The 16958-nt window shown below is 40.3% G+C and carries 13 protein-coding genes; 5 read left to right on the forward strand and 8 right to left on the reverse strand.

The window, feature by feature from the left end:
• The first annotated feature begins 19 nt into the window (after positions 1 to 19).
• Entirely contained in the window at positions 20 to 460 is a 441-nt protein-coding gene (locus tag MKX14_RS09085; RefSeq protein WP_064784303.1) for a YbaN family protein, read from the forward strand.
• Positions 461 to 462: 2 nt separating this feature from the next.
• On the opposite strand, the gene MKX14_RS09090 is transcribed toward MKX14_RS09085, so the two are convergent.
• Entirely contained in the window at positions 463 to 738 is a 276-nt protein-coding gene (locus MKX14_RS09090; protein ID WP_000061143.1) for a hypothetical protein, read from the reverse strand.
• A gap of 321 nt (positions 739 to 1059) precedes the next feature.
• Here MKX14_RS09090 and MKX14_RS09095 point away from each other — a divergent pair, with 321 nt between their 5' ends.
• A complete protein-coding gene (locus MKX14_RS09095; RefSeq protein ID WP_014206013.1) occupies positions 1060 to 1767 on the forward strand; it encodes a YoaK family protein in 708 nt (235 codons plus the stop codon).
• A 149-nt stretch (positions 1768 to 1916) separates the two neighbouring features.
• Positions 1917 to 3830: an alpha/beta fold hydrolase gene (locus MKX14_RS09100; RefSeq protein WP_240282292.1), complete on the forward strand. Its 1914-nt coding sequence runs from the start codon at positions 1917 to 1919 to the stop codon at positions 3828 to 3830.
• 55 nt (positions 3831 to 3885) lie between these two features.
• On the opposite strand, the gene arcD is transcribed toward MKX14_RS09100, so the two are convergent.
• The 7 genes from arcD to betI form a co-directional block, all read right to left on the reverse strand.
• A complete protein-coding gene (arcD, locus tag MKX14_RS09105; RefSeq protein WP_002117544.1) occupies positions 3886 to 5220 on the reverse strand; it encodes a basic amino acid/polyamine antiporter in 1335 nt (444 codons plus the stop codon).
• A gap of 5 nt (positions 5221 to 5225) precedes the next feature.
• Entirely contained in the window at positions 5226 to 6104 is an 879-nt protein-coding gene (locus MKX14_RS09110) for a homocysteine S-methyltransferase family protein (protein WP_014206015.1), read from the reverse strand.
• Positions 6105 to 6321: 217 nt separating this feature from the next.
• Positions 6322 to 6792 (reverse strand): hypothetical protein, encoded by a 471-nt coding sequence (locus MKX14_RS09115; RefSeq protein ID WP_240282293.1) that lies wholly within the window; start codon positions 6790 to 6792, stop codon positions 6322 to 6324.
• A gap of 91 nt (positions 6793 to 6883) precedes the next feature.
• Complete coding sequence (gene mqo / locus MKX14_RS09120) at positions 6884 to 8524, reverse strand: malate dehydrogenase (quinone) (protein ID WP_240282294.1); 1641 nt, start codon at positions 8522 to 8524, stop codon at positions 6884 to 6886.
• 510 nt (positions 8525 to 9034) lie between these two features.
• Entirely contained in the window at positions 9035 to 10693 is a 1659-nt protein-coding gene (betA, locus tag MKX14_RS09125; RefSeq protein ID WP_240282295.1) for a choline dehydrogenase, read from the reverse strand.
• A gap of 95 nt (positions 10694 to 10788) precedes the next feature.
• Positions 10789 to 12261 (reverse strand): betaine-aldehyde dehydrogenase, encoded by a 1473-nt coding sequence (gene betB, locus MKX14_RS09130; protein ID WP_240282296.1) that lies wholly within the window; start codon positions 12259 to 12261, stop codon positions 10789 to 10791.
• Complete coding sequence (gene betI / locus MKX14_RS09135) at positions 12254 to 12877, reverse strand: transcriptional regulator BetI (protein WP_213067234.1); 624 nt, start codon at positions 12875 to 12877, stop codon at positions 12254 to 12256. The genes betB and betI overlap by 8 nt, the downstream gene beginning before the upstream one ends.
• 264 nt (positions 12878 to 13141) lie before the next feature.
• On the opposite strand from betI, the gene MKX14_RS09140 reads away from it, so the two are divergent.
• Both MKX14_RS09140 and MKX14_RS09145 read left to right on the forward strand, forming a co-directional pair.
• Positions 13142 to 14764 carry a BCCT family transporter gene (locus MKX14_RS09140; RefSeq protein ID WP_240282297.1) on the forward strand — a complete coding sequence of 541 codons (1623 nt, stop codon included), beginning with the start codon at positions 13142 to 13144 and terminating at the stop codon, positions 14762 to 14764.
• A 118-nt stretch (positions 14765 to 14882) separates the two neighbouring features.
• Positions 14883 to 16949 carry a choline transporter gene (locus MKX14_RS09145; protein ID WP_240282298.1) on the forward strand — a complete coding sequence of 689 codons (2067 nt, stop codon included), beginning with the start codon at positions 14883 to 14885 and terminating at the stop codon, positions 16947 to 16949.
• The last annotated feature ends 9 nt before the right edge of the window (positions 16950 to 16958 follow it).

Consider the following 16958-nt stretch of genomic DNA (forward strand, 5'->3'; position numbering starts at 1 on the left):
GGATAAAGGGAAACCCGATATGGACAAACTCAATCAAGTCAATGTTATGGTAAAACATGAGCAGTCGTTAGCGCCTGCTCAACCAGTCAGTAAGCTTGCCCGTTCTATGTGGGCGCGTTGGGTGTTTATTGGTTTGGCTTGGTTGTGTATTGCGCTTGGCATATTGGGTATTTTTATTCCGGGTTTACCCACTGTCGACTTTATGATTTTGGCGGTTTTCTTTGCTGCTCGAGGTTCTGAAAAACTCCATCAATGGTTTCGAAATCATCGCTATATCGGCCCACTCATTCGTGAGTGGCAAGAACATCGTCGTATTCCCAAAAAGGCGAAATACATCTCGACCTTAAGTATGAGTCTGGCTGCGGGACTGATGATTTGGACCATTCCGCATCCGTGGTTTGTCTATCCAGCAATTTTATGTATGGCTGGGGTATTGGCGTGGATGTGGCTTAAAAAATAAAATTATGACTGGCATTTTTGCATGGTACGCATCATGGATTTTACAAAATCACGCGGTATTTCAGGACTTTGTAAACTCAAACTTCCAAGTTTATGCATGAGCTTAGGGGAGTATTGGCGTTCTAAACGATGATAAATGCATGTACAGCTTGCACGGCTGTGACCAGCAGCAATACATTTCAAATAGAAATCACGATGAGGACTGTTTTTTTGACCCGCGAAGGCAACAGATACAAATAATAATCCCCCTAAAAAAACTGAAAAATTATAAAGTGACATATATCTACTCGTGATTGTTGTTATTGATTATCCATATTTTGGCATAACTTTTTCAGGTCCAAAACCAGTTGATGTCAACTAGCGGCTTCATCATAGTTAGAACAGTTTTGGAGGTCAAATTGATTTGAGGAGGAGAACAGTTTAGTGTTTTAAAAATAGTCAATTTTGATTGTTGCCATTTTAAAGACAGTGTTACGACATTACGCACCCTATTTTTTTACATGATTTTTTGCTTTCATAAACGCTTTAGTATTATTCATTTTTAAATCATTTATATACAACTTGCTTGCTTTAAAGTTTTAATTTAACAGGATATTTTTTATGACAGATACCCCAATTAAAAAAGACACAGAAAGTACCTGGGCAATATGTCGAGATCCTGTTTTACTTACCATGGTGGGTGGAGCAATTGATACTATTGGCTTTATTGCATTGTTTGGCTTTTTCACCGCGCATGTGACGGGAAACTTAGTGTTGGCAGGGGCAGCATGGGTTAAAGGTGGCTCTGGTTTATGGATAAAGCTCGCAGCAATTCCACTATTTATTTTGACTGTTGTCATTACCAAACTGTTGATTGACCGCAGTCAGGTCAAGCACAAAACGCTGTCTTATTTATTTTTATTTGAAGCTATTTTTCTATGTGCCTTTATGGTGGCAGGGCTTTACTTCGAGCCATTTAAAGATCCGGATGCGCTAACAGTTGCAGTAACAGGAGGACTGGGTTTAATTGCTTTGGCTATTCGTAATACTTCAAGCAAAACCCTTATTAAAAATATTAGCCCAAGCACTATGATGACAGGCAACACTACCCAGCTTGGGATTGATATTGCCAACTTACTTAAAAACAATAATGCAGCCAATCGGGCCAGCTTTCTAAAAAGTGCCAGTATTGTAATTGGTTTTGTGATTGGTGCTTTCTTGGGAGCGATCCTCTATGTCTATTTTGATTTCTGGAGTGTAGCGCCGTTTATCTTACCCATTTTGTATTTCTCTTATTTAGCTTCACAGCAAAAGTTCAACCAAGCTTGATTTAAAAAAATAACAAATTAGCCTGAATTAAAATGAGTTCAGGCTTTTTTTTGAAATAAAGGAAGACGAAAGCGGAGTCGAAATTGTTCGTTCACTGCTTTACAGGCATAATGACCAGATGGGGAATACATTCGATTAAGGAAGGCAGAATGACAAAGTCTTACCATTATTCAATGATAACAATAATGGCTTTGCTCAGTGGTTGTCAGGTCATTCATTTAAAAGAAAGTAATTTAAGCAATGCTTTAAAAAGTAAGAATGAAAGTATTCTGACCGATGGCACCTTAAGCCATCAAACCCAAAACTTACTGTATTTGGTCAAAGAAGATGAAAAAACTTGCCTACAAAATTTTGATGATTGTTTAAAGAAAATTCAGAGCCTGTCCGAAAATAGTAGCCGAGAAGAACGCTATGCCGCGCTGAGTGAAATTTACTTGGCAAAAGCTTTAGATGTCGGGCGTAGTAGCCAGTGTAACGTCATTAATAAAAGTAACAGTTGCGTTGAGCAAGAGTTAGCACTGTTCGATAAAAGCTTACGCTATAGTTATGTCTATTTATTTGACTCTGAAGAGTCGCCGTTCGATCGGGTGTTTGACCATCGCCAAAATCAGGTACGTATTTTTTATAACGTCGCCTTATCAAAGCTCATGACTACGTATTTTAATCATTTAAATACGCATCGCTTTCCACCATTGCTGAAAGCAGATGGGCATGAGTACCACGTCAATTTTGACCACGCGTTAGATGTACAAAAAATTGAAGTCGATACTTTTCGCTCCAGCTATAACATGAACTTTTCCGGTTTTAATACCGTCAACCGTAAGGATGGTTTGGGAGCAGAGTTTATTGTTGGGCGTAAAGAAAATGATGTGAATCACGGCTTCATTTTAGACCCCGATAATTTTTATGCTCACCAAGCCAACCCTAATATTCATTTACCACGCTTCTTTCCAGCTACTGCGGTTGCATACCCAAAACAAAAAGCCACAGCTGATCAGGTCATTGCAGGGGCAGAGTTAGAAATTTCAATGTTCGATCCATATCGACAAGACCGTGTAAAAATTGAAGGTGTGGACTATCCACTGACTGCAAACTATTCGGCTCCTTATGGGCTTTGGTTGTCGAAATATAATTTAGGTGCAGCAGGTTATTGGTCTTTAATTAATAAAGAAGCCAATTTAATCATGCCGCATTTATATATGCTGGAGCCCTTTAACCCGAATAAGAAAATTATTGTGTTTGTTCATGGTTTAGCAAGTAGCCCAGAGGCATGGGTGAGCCTAACCAATGACATTATGGGCGATGCTGAATTAAGGAAAAACTATCAGGTTTGGCAGGTGTTCTATTCAACCAATATGCCGATTTTTGAAAGTCGTTTTCAGATTTATTCATTGTTGAATCAGGCTTTTCAAACCATTGCGAAAGATAGCTATGCTGCACACGATGCAGTGTTGGTCGGGCATAGTATGGGCGGCGTGATTAGCCGTTTATTGGTGAGTAATGCCGATGTTTCAGAGCAAGCCATGCAAAAAATGAATGAAGCGCAGTTAAATCGTTTAAAAGAAAATCCGATCATTCGTGAGCGTTTTCAGTTCAAGGCTTTGCCATATTTTAATCGAGTTGTTTTTGTTTCGGCACCGCATCATGGTACTGACTATGCTGACCGATGGTTTACCCAAATTGCCCGCCGTATTATTCGCTTACCTGCTGATTTTTTTATTGCAGTTGAAATGAGAGACGAGAAAAATACAAAACTCAGAAAAGGCTTAATTGAAAATGGGGCGAGTAATTTAAGTCGCTCTTCTAACTTCATGCAGTTGACTCAAGCCATTCAGCCATCGCCACAAGTGGTCTATCACTCAATTATGGGTAATATTAATGGGACAACTGATAAGTTAAAAAGCAGTGATGGAATTGTGCCTTATCAAAGTTCGCATTTGGGTGGGGAGCAGTCAGAGCTGATTATTAAAGGTGGCCATTCAATTCAAACTAGCCCTGAGGCAATTTTAGAATTACGCCGTATTTTACGATTGCATTTAAAGCAGTCGCAGCTTTCAAAGTAGAGAGTTTTATTCTTAGAAAACCACTGCTGAACTAGGTCAACAGTGGTTGAAATAATTAATTTAGCTGATTTTGTTTGAGCGATTTTTTATGCTCAAAGTAGCTGATTGAAAAAATAACCAAGCCGACCAAATACAACACACCAGACAAGAGTAGTAAGTCTAGTCCTGCGGCATAGAGCAACCAAAGCGCATAGATTGAAGCAACGCTTGCAATCGCAATATGAGGCGTGCGTTTATGGCGAATGGATTCTTTAAGGTAAAAAGCCGATACCAGAAAATAAGGTAGCAAAATCATGACCGATGAAATCAATAAAAGCTGAGTGTAGTTTTTATTGAAAAAATACACGGCAATGAGTGAGCCTTGTACCACAAGCGTCGTCAGCCAAAGTGATGAGATTGGTACATTATTTTGATTATTCTTTAAAAATAATTTCGGGAAAGCACCATTTTTTGCAGCCAGAAATGGAATTTCAGTGGCAAATAAAGTCCAACTTAAATAAGACGATGCAACAGAAATAATCAGCCCGATGGTAATAATGATAGTACCCGGCAAGCCGATCAGTTGCTGCAAAATGGTCGCCATTGATGGGTTATGCATGCCTGCAAGCGCTTCACGACTTGCTACACCATAAGCCAATACGGTCACCATCACGTAAAAACTTAATGCAAGCAAAACACCTAAAATAGTTGCTTTACCAATATCATGACGTTTTTTTGCACGCGATGATAAAACTACAGCACCTTCAATACCGGTAAATACCCAAAGGGTAATCAGCATCAGGTCTTTCACTTGCTGCCAAAGTGGAACTTGCAAAGAAAAGTCATGTAAGTTGAGTTTGAACAAATCAAACTTAAAGGCAATAAATGTGAAAAAGATGAAAACTACCATTGGAATAATTTTGGCAATAGTTGCCAGTAAATTCACAATCGCAGCTTCTTTAATACCTCGACTCACTAACCAGTGCACTAGCCATACAAAAATGCTTGAGCCAATCAGAGAGTAGAGTGTATTACCTTCACCAAAAATAATATGGTCTTTGCTGTCGGTAAACATGCCGACGCCTGAAAAGGCAATCACCACATAACCGACAATACCAATGGTAGTACATAACCAATAGCCCCACGCTGAGCAAAACCCGATCAGGTCCCCAAAGCCTTCTCGCGCATAGTTATAAATACCGCCGTCAAGGTCTGGTCGTTGACGCGTTAAATGCAACAATGAGAGGGCCAAGAAAATAATACCGACCCCAGTAATGAGCCATGCGACTAGAAGGGCAGAACCATTGGCAACTTGAGCCATATTTTGGGGGAGGCTAAAGACGCCTGACCCCACCATAGAACTAAAGACCAGCGCTGTAAGAGACAATAATCCGATTTTGGCAGCAGACATGGTATTTATTCTTTAAAAAATTGTGAAAGTTCAGCAATGTGTTCTGGCCCGATACCACAACAACCGCCTACTAAACTTGCACCTGCTTGCTGCCATTGCTTGGCAAACCCAAGATAAGCTGGAGCGTCTAAGTCTTTACGAATTTCATCCAGACCATCGTTGGCAGTAGCGCTTTCATCTTGCGGTGGGAAAGCATTGGCATAAGCACCAATTTGCACCGACTCTGGAATGAGTCCTTTAATTTCATTAATCGCTTGCAAGATCACTTCAGGTTGGCAGCAGTTAAACAACACTGCTTTGGCATTGGATTGTTTGATGAAATCAGCCACTTGTTGCATATTTTCGCCTGAACGAAGTAGGGCTTGTTCTTGTTTAATTTCATCTTGCAGCGTAAATGACACCCAATAGTCTTTACCATCTTGTGGCAATAAAGCATGAACTGTTTCGACTTCTTTTAAGCACGATTGGGTTTCAGCGAGCCAGAAATCTACTTCTGGTGCCAATGTGTTAATGATCGGCTCAGCAAGGCTTTTAGCTTGTTCAGGTTGGAACAGGTCAGCACGATAAGAACCAAATAACGGTGGTAAGCAGCCTGCGATTTTGACATTTTTGCCGCTTTCTTTAACCGCATTTTTTGCTTGTTCAATCGCAACTTTAATTAAACGCACACCGTCGGTTTCAAAGCGTTCTTGTCCAATATGAAATGGCACAACAGCATAGTTGTTAGTCGTAATAACTTCTGAACCCGCATTAATAAAATCGAGATGTACTTCTTTTACTGTTTCTGGTGCTTCAATGAGTGCAAGCGCAGACCACTCTGGTTGACGAAACGGAGCGCCACGACGGGCCAATTCACGGCCTAAACCGCCATCTAAAATCTTCATAAATTACAACATAAAGGGAGAAAAAATATTTGAGTTAATCTAGCGTGTAGATGGATTGTGTTCAATCGCGAATATGCTCGATATATTTCTAAATAAATTAGATTGTTATGAATATTTTTTCTTAAGAGGATTTCTGTAGACGATGTTCAGTTTTACTGATGAACTTCACGTGAAAAAGATGAGGTATTTATTTGAACATATTGAATAAAAAATGATCTTATAACGCGCCAAATTGTTGCCAGCTTTCACCAGTGTGTTGCGTTTTATAATAGGCTTTAAGTTGTTCAAGTTGCATAAAATGTATGCCTGACCAAATCAATAAACTAATGAATAATAAAACCTTAGATAAGCGACGAACTTTTTCTAGGCGAGCAAAAGCTAATAGTACAAAAAATAAGGCTGGTAAAAATATAAAGAATTGAACAGGGGAGAAAAATAAATGAGCAGTACTGAAATATAACGCTACTGCACCCATCAGCAGATTTAAAACAGCACATAGCTTTTGATATCTACCGAGCTTAAATGCATAAGCGGTGATGGCAAGTAGTACGGCTGAGCTGATGTAAATTGCTGTACCACCAATCATCCATATATAAAAACCGCTTAGCAAAAGATAAGCCAGCAGCAAAAAAAGCACGAGCTTAAAACCAAATGATAAGACGTGAGAAGATGGGTTTAAAGGCATCATAGTGAATCTAAATATCTCAACTGAGGGCTTAAAAAACAAAAGGACGAATCGAAATTCATCCTTTTGGAATTTTATTTATACATCGTCAAACTTAGTTTGCTTTTGCAACAGGGGCAGCAGCAGTTTCATCGTTTGCAGCTTTGAATGGAGATGTATAGTTCAAGCCAAGCGTAGAACTTGTGTACTGACGAACTTTGTCGAGTAACACAGGGTCTTTGCTCAAGTCTTGCTTATAAGAAACCACAATTTCATGAAGCTTTTGGTTCCACTTACCTTCAGTTTGCTCAGGGAAAGCTTTTTCAAGTAAGTTAAGCATGATGTATGGAGAAGTCGAAGCACCCGGCGATGCACCTAACAATGCAGTTACAGCACCATCTTTAGACGCAAAGATTTCTGTACCGAATTGAAGTGTTGCAGGTTTACCCGGTTCTTTCTTGATGATCTGAACACGTTGACCACCTTGGCTTAAACGCCAGTCTTCAGCTTTCGCATCTGGGTAGTATTTACGAAGTTCATTGAGACGGTCTTCATCTGACATCATGACTTGGCTAACCAAGTATTTAACAAGATCAAGGTTCTCTAAACCAACAGTCGTCATTGGTAAAACGTTGTTTTTGTTGGTTGATGCAAGTAAATCAAGCTGAGAACCATTTTTCAGGAACTTGTTTGAATACGTTGCAAATGGGCCAAACAATACATATTTTTTACCGTCGATATAACGTGTATCAATATGTGGTACAGACATTGGAGGCGCACCAAGTTCAGCGCGGCCATATACTTTCGCTGTGTGTTCAGCAGTAATTTTTGGGTTGTCAGTAATTAAGAACTCACCACCAACAGGGAAGCCAGCATATTGTTTAGCTTCTGGTAAACCAGTAAGTTGCAATAATTTAACTGCTGCACCACCTGCACCGATAAATACAAAACGTGTTTTAACGTGATCTACTTTACCAGTTTTCAAATTTTTGAAAGACACCGTCCAAGTTTTGTCATCATTTTGGCTGATGCCAGTCACTTCAGTTGATGTCTGTAATTTGAAATTTGGGTTTTGATTTAAATGACCCACTAATTGTTTAGTGATTGAACCATAGTTCACGTCAGAGCCAACATCCATACGGGTCGCTGCAACTTTTTGACTAGGGTCACGGTCATTCATCACTAAAGGTGCCCATTGTTTAATCACAGCTGGGTCTTCAGTAAATTTCATACCTTTGAACAACGGGCTTTGGATCATGGCAGCATAACGTTTTTCTAAGAATTGAACGTTATCGCCCCAAACGAAAGCAATATGCGGAACTGGATTAATGAATGATTTCGGTTCAGCTAAAACGCCTTGTTTTACCTGATATGACCAGAACTGTTTAGCAACTTCAAATTGAGAAGCAACTTTTTCAGCTTTGGCAATTTCCATCTTACCGTTTTTCTCTTCGGTATAGTTCATTTCCATAAAGCCAGAGTGGCCTGTTCCGGCATTGTTAAAGCCGTTTGAACTTTCTTGAGCAACTTGGTCAAGACGCTCAAACATACGAATTTGCCAGTTTGGTTCAAGCTCAGTGAAATAAGTACCGAGAGTGGCACTCATGATGCCGCCGCCAACAAGAACAGCATCAACTACTGGCTCATCTTTTGCAGTTTCAACTTGTTTTGACGTTGTAGGTCTAAACAAGAACGCAATACCTGCAATTGAAATAAGAATGATTAATACCAGAAGGTATTTCAAAAACTTTTTCATGTAAGGGGGACCTTAAAATAAGTTATTTGAGTCACTTAAGGTGTGAGGAAACCTAGACAGCGTATCCAGACAAAAAGGATATAAATGCGAAAGTAAATTCTCAAAATTAGAGAACTTCGAAAAAAATAAAAACTACTTGGGATTATCGCAAACACTCTATATTTTAGACTAATTTTGCATTGACAAGACAATTTTTATAATAAATGGGGTTCATCAAAATCATAAATATGATTTATATTTAACCAAATTGAGCTTTGATAAGACAATTTAAGTTGATTGTTATTTTATAAGTGTTTGAAATTAAATTAATAATTTTAATTTGATTAAAGTTAAATCATTTGAAGAATATTTGCTTATAAAAATCGATTAATTTTTATTTCATATCATATTTATGTAAATAAGCTGCTCGTAAGCGCTCATTTTCTGTCATACATTGTTCTTATTAATATTGGTTCTATAAGTATTAAATTAAGGGCATATCTCTGCATAAGAAATATGCCCTTTGAGATTTTATGATGCTACATAGAACGGTGCAGTTGAACGTGGTAGCGCTTCACGTCCACGAATTTGATCTGCAATTTTCTCGGCAATCATAATGGTGGTTGCATTTAAGTTACCGGTAATAATGAGCGGCATGATTGAGGCATCAACTACACGTAAACCACGCATACCGTGTACACGGCCTTGACCATCTACAACAGCCATTTCATCTTCACCCATCTTACAACTACAAGAAGGATGGTAAGCTGTTTCTGCATGGTTACGAACAAAGTCGTCAAGCTCTGCATCTGTTTGCAAATGTTTGCCCGGACTAATTTCATCACCACGATATGGATCAAGCGCGGGTTGCTGCATGATTTCACGAGTGATTCGGATTGCATCACGGAACTCACGCCAGTCTTGTTCGGTCGACATGTAGTTAAACAAGATACTTGGATGCTCAAACGGATCCTTCGATTTAAGTTTGATACGGCCGCGTGAAGGCGAACGCATTGAACCGACGTGAGCTTGGAAACCATGTTCTTTCACTGCATTACTACCGTTGTAGTTAATGGCAACTGGCAAGAAATGGTACTGGATATTTGGCCATGTAAACTCATCTGAACTACGAATAAATCCGCCTGCTTCAAACTGGTTACTTGCACCAATACCTGTGCCGTTAAATAACCACTCGGCACCAATTGCAGGTTGGTTATACCATTTTAAAGCAGGGTATAAAGAAACGGGTTGCTTACATTTATACTGTAAGTACATTTCTAAATGGTCTTGCAGGTTTTCACCTACACCCGGCAAATCTTGAACCACATCAATGTCCATTGATTTTAAGAAGGTACTTTGACCCACACCCGAGCGCTGTAAAATTTGTGGTGACGCAATTGCGCCTGCGCAAAGTAATACTTCGCGTTTAACCAATGCACGTTGTAAGTTGTTTTGGTCAGCACCAATAATGTATTCAACACCAATCGCTTGCTTTTGATTAAACAAGATTTTATTGGTTGTAGCATGGGTCAAGATAGTGAGGTTTGGACGACCTTTTGCCATATCTAAATAACCGCGTGCAGTGCTTGAGCGACGACCTTTAGGGGTTACCGTACGGTCCATTGGACCAAAGCCTTCTTGTTGGTAACCGTTTAAGTCATCAGTACGCGGGTAACCTGCCTGTACACCTGCTTCAACCATGGCATGGAACAGTACATTGTTGCCATTTTTAGGTGTAGCAACGGATACTGGACCGCTATCACCATGATAGTCGTTGCCACCAATATCACGAGTTTCGGCTTTTTTGTAGTAAGGTAAACAGTCAGCATAAGACCAGTTTTCAAGGCCTTTATGAGTTGACCATTGCTCTAAATCCATTGCGTTACCGCGGATATAGCACATGCCGTTAATTAAAGATGAACCACCTAAACCTTTACCACGACCACATTCCATACGACGGTTATTCATGTGTGGTTCTGGGTCGGTTAAGTAGGCCCAGTTATAGCGACGGCCTTGAAGAGGGTAGGCCAAAGCTGCCGGCATTTGTGTACGGAAATCCAAGCGATAATCTGGTCCACCCGCTTCTAAGAGTAAAACGGTGGTATCTTTGTCTTCAGTAAGACGCGCAGCGAGTACATTTCCGGCAGATCCTGCGCCAATAATAATGTAATCATATTCTTTAATATTCATAACTATCCTTTTTTTACTAACAGTTTGCCTGAGCAATCTATAAAGACTGCTCGGCATATGTGATTTAGGTTGACGTGTTTAAAGCGATGGAGGCATTAAAAAATGCTTTGATAATCGCCAAGTTCAACTTGAATAGATTTGATACGGGTATAGTGCCCAAGCGTGGTCAAGCCATTTTCGCGGCCTACACCAGATTGTTTATAGCCACCGACTGGCATCTCGGCAGGCGATTCGCCCCAAGTGTTAATCCAGCAAATACCAGCTTCAATTTGGTGAATAATGCGATGAGCACGGCTGATGTCTTGAGTAACCACGCCGGCAGCTAAACCAAAGGTGGTGTCGTTAGCACGACGGATGACTTCTTCTTCGGTTTCATAGCTTAAGATGCTCATGACAGGTCCAAAAATTTCTTCTTGAACAATCGCCATCTGGTCAGTGCAGTCGCTAAATACAGTCGGTAGTACATAAGCGCCTTTGGCAAGTTCGCCCTCAGTTGCGCGGCCACCGCCAATTAACACTTTAGCGCCTTGTTGTTTACCTGACTCAATGAAAGACAACACTTTTTCCATATGAGGGAAGCTAGTGAGTGGACCGAAGTTTGTGTCTTTAGCCATTGGGTCGCCAATGCGAATACGTTTTACACGTTCTACAACCGCTTTTTCAAAGTCGGCTAGAAGTGATTTTGGAACAAATACACGCGTACCGTTGGTACATACCTGACCTGAGCTAAAGAAGTTCGCCATAACGGCAATATCTGCTGCACGGTTCAGGTCGGCATCTTCACAAATAATCAATGGAGATTTACCACCGAGTTCCATGGTCACTTCTTTTAGCGTAGAGCCAGCAGCACTTGCCATGACTTTTTTGCCAGTTTCCACACCACCAGTAAATGAGATTTTTTCAATCACAGGATGTTCAGTGAGCCACTGACCGATTTCACGACCAGCACCTTGCACCACGTTAAATACGCCGTCTGGTAAGCCAGCTTCTGTATAAATTTCTGCAAGTTTAAATGCAGTGAGTGGAGTGGTTTCACTTGGCTTGAAAATCATGGCATTGCCGGCAGCAAGGGCAGGGGCAGATTTCCATAAAGCGATTTGAATTGGATAGTTCCAAGCACCAATACCAGCAACTACCCCTAAAGGTTCACGGCGTGTATAAAAGAAACTTGATTCACGAAGTGGAACTTGGTCACCCTGAATAGCGGTTGCAAGTCCTGCGTAGTATTCGAGTACATCTGCGCCAGTCACAATATCGACTGTAGATGTTTCGCTAAAAGCTTTACCTGTGTCGAGTGTTTCAAGACGGGCAAGCTCATCATTACGTTCACGAAGAATGTCGACAGCACGACGTAAAATACGTGAACGTTCCATGGCAGTCATGGCAGCCCAGATTTTTTGTCCTTGTTGGGCACTTTGTACAGCAGCTTCAATATCTTGTTCAGAAGCTTGTTGAAGAGTCGCGATTGTCTCGCCGTTGGCAGGGTTAATACTATTAAATGTTTTACCACTGGTTGCTTTAACGTAGCGTCCATGGATATACAATTGATGAACTTGTACATCACTCATTTTGTCTCTCCTGCAAAGGCTTGTTCGCAAATTGCAATTGCGTTTGTACATAATCGTAAGCAATGGAACGAGCAAGATTGCTGTCAAATTCGTTATGACGGCTTAAACTGCCTCGTAACCATAATCCATCAATCAATGCTGCCAAACCTCTAGCGGCAACACTGGCCTGTTGTTCATCCATTAACTTAAGAAAATAAAATTTTAAGTTGGAGTACAGGCGTTGATCATTAATCTTTTGTAAGCGGCTTAAGTCTGGTACATGCATACTTGCTGACCAAAAGTCCAACCAGACCCGCATTGCTTTTTCATTGACCTGACTAATGTCAAAGTTAGAGTCGATAATGGCCTTAATCTGGCTCTCTGGATGCGAATCTGCTTCTGCTCTGTACTGTTCGGTTTTACGACGCAGAACATTTAACATTTCTTGCATACAGGTATTTATCAACCCTTGTTTGTCGCCAAAATAATGGCTGACAATGCCGGTCGACAGCTCGGCTTTTTTTGCAATTTGTGAAATGGTGGTATTAGATAATCCCACTTCATAAATTACGTCGAGTGCAGCGTTCATGATTTCTTCACGTCGCACATGTTCTGGTTTTACTCTGCGTTTTGTCATGGTTGTCCACATCAGCACTTTTACGGGTGCTTTAAATTCAGCATGTTAACTTGCAGAGCATCATAACACTTTTTTATCATACTTTTTATTGATTGAACGTTCAATCAATAAAAAGTATGATATGTAAAAATCAATGAATTTTTGAACAAGCTTCTAAAAATAAAGAGGTGAAATCAAAGGTTCTTAAGGATAGGATGATGCGCATAAGTACATTACTTATTACGTTATTTTGAGAAAAATACACCGATTGCAAGGAGCAATAAGATGGTGTTGAAAAGTGATGGATATTCTTCAGACCATATTCGGTTAAATCATTTCGTATTTTGGAGTTCAGCAATCAGTATCGGCATTTTTGGCCTATTATTTGTGCTGTTTCCAGAAAAAAGTCAGTTTTGGCTGACCTATGTGCAAGAGCAGGTAAATCACTTTTTTGGGTGGTATTACATGCTGGTTATTGTGCTGTGTCTGGGTTTTGTTGGTTGGCTCGCTTTTTCGAAAGTAGGGCAGATTCCTTTAGGAAAAGACCACGACAAACCTGAGTTTAGTTATTTGGCTTGGACTTCAATGCTGTTTTCGGCAGGGATTGGTATTGCGCTACTTTATTATGGTGTGGCCGAACCGGTTGACCATTTCTTAAGACCACCAGAAGGCGAGGCAGGAACGATTCAGGCAGCCCGTAATGCGATGACTTATAGCTTTTTGCATTGGGGGATTCATGGCTGGGTGCTCTATGCATTGCTCGGAGTTACTTTAGGTTACTTTGCTTTCAGACAAAACTTACCATTGGCACTTCGCTCGGCGCTTTACCCAATTTTTGGAGAGCGAGTACATGGCTTAGTGGGTGACTTTGTCGATGGCTTTGGAATTTTAGCAACGGTTATTTCCTTGGTCACCAACTTGGGAATCGGAGCATTAGTGCTGGTATCGGGCATTTGTTATTTACTTCCGCAAATTCCAGATAACTCTGCGACCTTAATTACTGCTGTGCTCATCATGATGTTCGTTGCCACGATTACGACAGTGGTGGGTATTGAAAAAGGTTTGGCGTGGTTGTCGCGTATTAATTTACGTCTGCTCTATATCTTACTTTTATTTGTATTTTTAACAGGTCCTACAAACCATTTATTAAATGGTCTTGTGCAAAATACGGGCGATTATCTCAATAATTTTATGGGTAAAAGTTTTGATATGTATTTGTACAATCAAAAAGCCAGTGGTTGGTTGGGTTCGTGGACTGTATTTTATTGGGCTTGGTGGATTGCTTGGGCGCCTTTTGTCGGTATGTTTATTGCCCGCATTTCAAAAGGACGTACCATTCGTGAAGTTGTATTAGGTGTATGCCTGATTCCACTCGGCTTTACACTGGCTTGGATTTCGGTTTTTGGAAACACTGCAATTTATTTAATCTTGCAGCAAAAACAGAAAGTATTAGGTGATATGGTTTTAACTGATCCAGCATTATCTTTATTTAAATTACTCGAATATCTGCCGTTTAATCCTTACGTTGCGGGTATTGTTGTTGTAATTTGTTTCGTTTTATTTTTGACCCCAGTTGGCTCTGGTACACTAATGATCGCTAATTTGTCCTCCAAAGGGGGCACCAATGATAGTGATTCACCGATCTGGTTACGCGTCTTTTGGTCTGTGGTAATTACCATTGTCAGTATTGGCTTGCTTTTAGCCGGTAGTTTTGGCTCTATGCAAAGTGCTGTGGTGTTATGTGGTTTACCATTTTCAGTTATTATTTTGCTTTATATGTTTGGTTTAGCCAAAGCCTTAAAGCAAGATGATTTTGACCCTCAATTAGTGAAAAAACAGTTAGCTGTTTCAAAAGACATTTCGGTCCCATCGAATTGTGACCAGAATAAAGTGACTGAGGTTTTATAGTCTCAATTGATCACATCTATATATTATTTTCCGTTTAAAGTCGTCTTTTCATTGTTTTAAATAAGAGTGAAAAGACGAAATTAAATATTTTGTTTTTATTTTATTCCTTGAGGATTGTATGGCAACAGATAATCCAAGAGCAGTTGATGATTTAACATTATCTAAATCTAAAAAAGACCCGCTCAACCGTGTGGTTTTTTATTTTTCAGCTGTACTTATTTTAATTTTTTCCCTCGTCACGTTTTTGTTCAACGATTTTGCAAATCGAGTCATGAATGCTGTGCTTCAGTGGGTAACTTCAACCTTTGGTTGGTACTATCTGCTGGCTGCAACATTATATATGGCCTTCGTGATTTTTATTGCCTGTTCAAGATATGGCAGTATCAAATTAGGACCTAAGCATTCAAAGCCTGAGTTTAGCTTACTGAGTTGGTCTGCCATGTTGTTCTCTGCGGGTATTGGTATCGACCTCATGTTCTTCTCGGTCGCTGAACCACTATCTCATTACATGCAACCTCCGGTCGGAGCAGGTCAAACTTATGAAGCAGCACGCCAAAGTATGGTTTGGACATTGTTTCACTACGGTTTAACTGGTTGGTGTATGTATGCCTTGATTGGTATGGCACTTGGCTATTTCAGCTATCGTTATAATTTGCCGCTTACCATTCGTTCTGCACTTTACCCAATTTTCGGGAACAGAATTAATGGTGCGATTGGGCATAGTGTTGATACAGCTGCCGTGATAGGTACAATTTTTGGTATTGCAACGACCTGCGGGATTGGTGTAGTACAGCTGAATTATGGCCTACATGTGTTATTGGGGTTACCAGAAAATATCTGGATGCAATTTATCCTGATTGCTGTTGCGGTGGGTATTAGTATTATTTCGGTGACATCCGGGGTCAATAAAGGCTTGCGGATTTTATCTGAAATTAATATTTATGTTTCGATTGGGCTTTTACTGTTTATTTTATTCTTGGGAAATACAGAGTTTTTACTCAATGCCCTTGTCCAAAATATTGGTGACTATTTAACTCGTTTCCCTGCTTTAGCTTTACAAAGTTTTGCTTTTGAACAGCCTAAAGAATGGATGAGTAGTTGGACTTTCTTCTTCTGGGCGTGGTGGATTGCTTGGTCTCCATTTGTAGGACTCTTTCTGGCACGTATCTCAAGAGGGCGTACCATTCGTGAGTTTGTTTGCGGTACCTTAATTATTCCACTTCTATTTACACTTACATGGTTATCTATTTTTGGTAATAGCGCATTGCACAGCGTTATTTTTGAAGGCAATCAAACCTTAGCAGCGACGGTGTTAGCAAATCCGGCGCATGGTTTTTATGATCTGTTAGCGCAATATCCGGGCTTTACCTTTATCGCTTCAATTGCCACCGTAACAGGGCTTTTGTTCTACGTGACTTCTGCCGATTCGGGAGCTCTCGTTTTAGGTAACTTCACGACTAAACTTACTCATATTGATAATGATGCTCCTCGTTGGTTAAGCGTGTTTTGGGCAGTGGCGATTGGTTTGCTCACATTAGCCATGCTCATGACCAACGGCATTACCGCCTTGCAAAATGCAACTATTATTATGGGTTTGCCGTTTAGTTTTGTGATGTTCCTTGTGATGGCAGGGCTTTATAAGTCGCTCAGACTTGAAGATTACAGGCATGCCAGTCGAAGTATGAATGCAGCGCCAGTGGTAGGGAACGTTGATATTCTGAACTGGAAACAGCGTTTAACTCGAGTCATGCATCATCCGGGAACCACTGAAACACAGCGCATGCTAGATACGGTGTGTTTGCCAGCTGTTCAGGCTGTTGCTGATGAGTTGATTAAGCAGGGCATGAATGTGGATGTACAGCAAACCCCGCTTGAAGATGAAGATACGCTTTACCATCTAGATCTCACTATCCATTTGGAAGAAGAGCAAAACTTTGTTTATCAGATTTGGCCTGTACGCTATAGCGCGCCGAATTTCAGTCAGCGAGTGAAACGAGGCAAACAGTTCTATTTCCGACTTGAAACCTATCTTTATGATGGCTCTCAAGATAACGACCTGGTTGGTTACAGTAAAGAACAGGTCATTAACGATATTTTAGATAAATATGAAAGACATATGACATTCTTACATATTAATCGTATTAGCCCCGGGAATCGTCCATTGTTCCCAGATCCACAAGCTTAAGAGGAAAAT

This window comes from Acinetobacter pittii, assembly GCF_022449185.1.
In the GTDB taxonomy this organism is placed as follows: domain Bacteria; phylum Pseudomonadota; class Gammaproteobacteria; order Pseudomonadales; family Moraxellaceae; genus Acinetobacter; species Acinetobacter pittii_I.